Consider the following 4,326-nt stretch of genomic DNA (forward strand, 5'->3'; position numbering starts at 1 on the left):
GCTCAACGGCGCCATGGCCCACCAGAATGTCCGTCGCATTCAACTCGCTCCCTAACGGCGCAGACAGAGACGACCTCGTTCAGCCACACGCTGGGAAAAACGAATTTTGCAGGTCCGACTAGTTAGATTCCAGTTTTCTTTTGTGCTTTTTCCCGGCAGTGCCTCACGAATCATGGGTATCAGCTGTTTAATTGTCATCGTCGAATTTTGTTCAAACTTTTTTTGACAATACATTCCCAACTCAACTGAGACATCGAGACAAAACACAAAGCGTTCACGAATCTCTCGCTCACAAAGTTGATTTGTGTATTTCTCACCAGTTTTTCGCACGCCAATTTTCGCTTGAACACCCGCAAGAGCTTCTTGTGGCCGTCGCGTTGGGAAGTCTGCCCACACTTTGATTTTTTCTGTTCCGGGCCCTCTTATGGCTTTTGCGATTTGCAACCAGTTCAACGGCTGTTCGTCGAGTTCTGTGCCTGCCACGATTGCTTTTTTCAGAAATTCATGAGATTTATTTGTTCCATCAGTATCCATAACTAGACTCCGAGTATGCAATTAAAGGATTCACTATGTGATCATAGTATTCGCAAACTCGGTTGTATCATTTTTTCTGAGCGTAAGCAAGTCCAGTCTCTTAATAAGTTCTATCGTCTAGATCGAAGTCGACTAACTCGATGTCGCAGTCTCTTGACCAGCGTCCTTCCTTCAATTGTTTGACGAGACTTAAGCATGCGAGGTACTTTTGTTTGCCTTTTTTCATTCCTTTTAGCCCTGTCGGATTTTTCCCTGCTCCGGTGTCAAAGTACGTTTCAGCTCTCACATCATTTCCCGTCATTACTTTTAGCGTTGTAATGATTGTGCGGCCCATGAATCCGGATTTCTCTACTAGAGTTCCGCCTATTTTTTCTATTTCCGTCGTCAGTTCTTCAAGCAGTTCATTTGAGCTGGGTAGCGCCACTTTGTTTTGAAACACAGTTTCTTTTGCTGCTTTCACTGCCCATTCCCATTGCATTTCGTGTCCGAGCTTGTCGTTCTTTCTCAACGTAGCGAGCAGCCACACCGCGCTTGTTTCTCCTTGCGCTAATTCAAGAGTATCGTTAAGACTTAGTACAATATTGTCGTTTCTTGCGCGCTCTAGAAGTACTTTCATGTACTTTAGATTCCATTCGAGCTCTTCTAGACTTATTTCATTTTTTATGTCGTCTAGCACTTCTTTGAAGTTGTTTTTGAAAATTCGAACAAGGGTTTCTTGTTTCAAGTTGTCGTTTTTGTTGTTTGCCAAGTCTATTGCTTCTTTTAAGTTTGACCATGATAGGTCTAGTGCAGTCATTTCGTTTTCCTTTGATTGATGTTTAGTTATTTTTAGAAATAGTGGCTATATCGCTCATCTGTGCGTGATCATGTCATAGCTTGTTTGATTGCTTATCTGAGACTCAGCTCCGAAGATTGAAAATGTTATGAAGTTATTGAAGTAGATCTTGTGTGGCTGGCTACTGCGTAAGTCACAAGCCTTTGTCTTTGAAGAGCAGTGGCGAACACCCGGTGCTTCCTTAAGTTCATTAAATACTTCGTTAGGCCGAGCGGTTATCAAAGCTATAGTGCGGCTACGGCCATACGGCATCGCGTTGATTGCGTTAACTAGATTCATGCGATTTTGTGCGATCTTGTTAATTAGAGTTTCCTTTAGGGTTGGTTGGTTAAGATATGAAGCGCTTTCTTTTTGCTGCATGTTATGTATAGCGAACGTTTCCCCGTATTCCCCTGTTTACTTTGCAATTTGTTGCAATTTAAGTTTTAGGCGTAAAAAAGCCCGCTGTTGCGGGCTGTGCTCATTTCGTAGTCAATTGTAGAAGACTGTAGTCAATTGTAGAGGACAGTAGTCGACTGTAGCTGAGCTAGTAACTCGGCGCACGCGAAGTATTTTCTACCCCCTGTCTTCATACCCTCGATTCCTGTCGGCTTACGACCGCTGTTTGACGGATACGTTACGCGCGCTAGATTTATGTCATCGCGATCTACTCGCATAATTATCTCTCTCGTTCGTCCAGTCCATCTCCAGGTTTCAGTGAGTACTGCATCAATCGAGCTGATTTTGTTAAACAGCATTTCTCGCAGGTCAGCTGCGGGCATAAGATCTATTTGAACTCGATTCTGCTCAACTATTTTTTGAGTATTTAACTTGTCGTTTCGTTTCGCTTCGTCAACTTCATCTTTTGAATTGATTTGCATTTCATAGTTCGCCCAGTTCATTGCTATTGCTGATCCGTCTCGTAGCACTAGATAGTCCCACTCTGTCCCATTTTTGTTTAATTTGAGCAACTCAGCAGAGCAGAACTCCTCGCAGTAGTTTGCGATTTGCTCTAGCGGTCGTTCGAACAACTCAACTTCTATTCGTTGTGCTTCAGTTTTCATTTAAAAATCTTCTTCTTCTTCTTCTTCTTCTTCTTCTTCTTCTTCTTCTTGCTCCTCTTTTTCTTCTGTTTCAATGTCCGGCCAGTAAATCACTAAGCCTTGTCCCATTGAATCAACTTCACCGATTTCTTTTATTCCAAAAATAGTTGCTAATTGTATTGTTTCGTATAGCTGAGTGCGTTCTACAGAAATGGCTGCACATTTTGCGCCGTACATTCCTCGTCCGCTGTAGCATTGTATAAACTCCGCATCGAGTTTGCCTGCTAAATAATCTATGATATCTATTTTGTTTTGCATTTGAAAAATCCTCAGTTGGTTGGTTGTATTTTTATGAGAGCTTTGTTTTTTCGCTCTCACGATATGTATGGATAGCAATTTCCGGAGATTGCCTGAATTCGCCTAGATTTACAAAGTATTGCAAATATAAATTTGAAGCTTAGTACAGCCCGCGGCAGCGGGCTTCGTCGGTTTTTTACTTTCTGAATATATCGATGTCATAAGCTGCAGCTTTTCTCGCTAGAGAAGAAAGATTCGCAACTATGTACAACGCAGCGCCTCGCGCAGTTCGCGGACTGTCATAACTAGAGACGAGCGTTACTGAGTACCCTGCACCATCAAGATTTTCTGATCCAACAGCGAATCGCCAATCATTGCAGTTGTCCTCGAAGATATGGAGATTGATGTCTTGTGCACGTAGCGCGTTGTTGACACTTTCACGAGTGCAGCGCTTTGGCAAGTTAAAACTTTTTGTCATTTTTTAATACCTTTGTGGTGGTTGGTAGATGTGATGCTGTCCTGCTTTCACTATGTGTATAGATACCAATTCCAGGAATTGCCAGTTTTCTCAAAAAATTTCAAATGGTTACAATTTGACCTATTTCCTGCGTTCGTCAGATGTCTTTGCCAGGCATCGTCAGTGTTTGCCAGCTCTTTAGCGGCTCGTTCGTTTCCTAACTGGTCCCGTCAGCATTTCGAGTGAGTTGCTATAAGTTTTATCGCAACTCTTTTTTGATGTTTAATGGCTCACTCAAATTTCGTTCACACAGAGCGACGTCAGTCTGTGCTGCGCTTGCTCGGCAGCTACGGCCCGATGCGCCTGCTAGAAATTGCAGGATTCTTATTCCCAAAACCGAGCTCAGCCGCGACTGGGACTGAACTAACTCGACGTGTTCTAGTTACGCTAGAGAGAGACAAGCTGATAATTCGTCGTCCAAATCCGCTCGGCGGATTCACGTTCGCTCTTACGCGAACCGGTCGTGACGTAGCTCGCGCGCTCGGCGCGGAGCAAGCAACCGACGGTTATGACAGCGCTACCGTTGGAGTTCTAGCATTGCATCGATCAATCGGTACGTGTTTCGGTGGCTATCTGCTTGCTCAATCCTGCAAAGACAGCGAGTTTTATAATGAATTTCAGCTGCAGCATAGATATCTGCCAGCAGACATTCAGATAGTGATGCAGTTTCTCAAAGTCGAGCTTGCTAAAATTCCTGACGGTGTTTTCAAATTTTCTCGACCTGATCGCCTGCCTGTTTACTACCCCGTTGAGGTTGAGAACGGGTATAAAAAGTCCGGGCCCATTCGCAACTTTTTGCGGCGTTTTTATTCAAAGCTGACGAATGCGCCGCCCGAACTCGATATTCGCTTGCCGCTGTGGATTTGTTCGAATGAAGAGGTGGCCCGGTACACGTATTCGATGACCGCAGGTGAGCCTGTTTTTGCCTGCTATCACGGGGTATCCCCGTTTGAAATATCTCGATATCAGCCCGCTTGACTTGTTGGTCGGTGTTGATACGTCGTCTGACCTGCAATACCTCGCCAACCCGCATGAACACTGGTGATTTGGGGTGAATGCCGATGGTCGGAACTCCCAGGAAGATATCCAATCGATATTGATTTCTGGGAGTTCTGGAGGGG

The 4,326-nt window shown here is 44.3% G+C and carries 5 protein-coding genes; 1 reads left to right on the top strand and 4 read right to left on the bottom strand.

Going from position 1 to position 4,326, the window contains the following annotated elements; all coding sequences use genetic code 11:
• Positions 1–51: 51 nt before the first annotated feature.
• The 4 genes from PRZ01_RS19045 to PRZ01_RS19060 all read right to left on the bottom strand — a co-directional run bounded on the left by PRZ01_RS19045 (position 52) and on the right by PRZ01_RS19060 (position 2,709).
• Positions 52–534 carry a hypothetical protein gene (locus PRZ01_RS19045; protein ID WP_273598427.1) on the bottom strand — a complete coding sequence of 161 codons (483 nt, stop codon included), beginning with the start codon at positions 532–534 and terminating at the stop codon, positions 52–54.
• Between the two features lie 100 nt (positions 535–634).
• Positions 635–1,330 carry a hypothetical protein gene (locus PRZ01_RS19050; RefSeq protein ID WP_273598428.1) on the bottom strand — a complete coding sequence of 232 codons (696 nt, stop codon included), beginning with the start codon at positions 1,328–1,330 and terminating at the stop codon, positions 635–637.
• A 530-nt stretch (positions 1,331–1,860) separates the two neighbouring features.
• Positions 1,861–2,412, bottom strand: a complete 552-nt coding sequence (locus PRZ01_RS19055) for a hypothetical protein (RefSeq protein WP_273598429.1) — start codon at positions 2,410–2,412, stop codon at positions 1,861–1,863.
• Positions 2,413–2,709: a hypothetical protein gene (locus PRZ01_RS19060; protein WP_273598430.1), complete on the bottom strand. Its 297-nt coding sequence runs from the start codon at positions 2,707–2,709 to the stop codon at positions 2,413–2,415.
• Between the two features lie 763 nt (positions 2,710–3,472).
• Between PRZ01_RS19060 and PRZ01_RS19065 the strand changes: the two genes are divergently transcribed.
• Positions 3,473–4,183, top strand: a complete 711-nt coding sequence (locus PRZ01_RS19065) for a helix-turn-helix domain-containing protein (RefSeq protein WP_273598431.1) — start codon at positions 3,473–3,475, stop codon at positions 4,181–4,183.
• The last annotated feature ends 143 nt before the right edge of the window (positions 4,184–4,326 follow it).

The organism is Roseateles koreensis (assembly GCF_028595305.1).
GTDB classification, from domain to species: domain Bacteria; phylum Pseudomonadota; class Gammaproteobacteria; order Burkholderiales; family Burkholderiaceae_C; genus Paucibacter_A; species Paucibacter_A koreensis.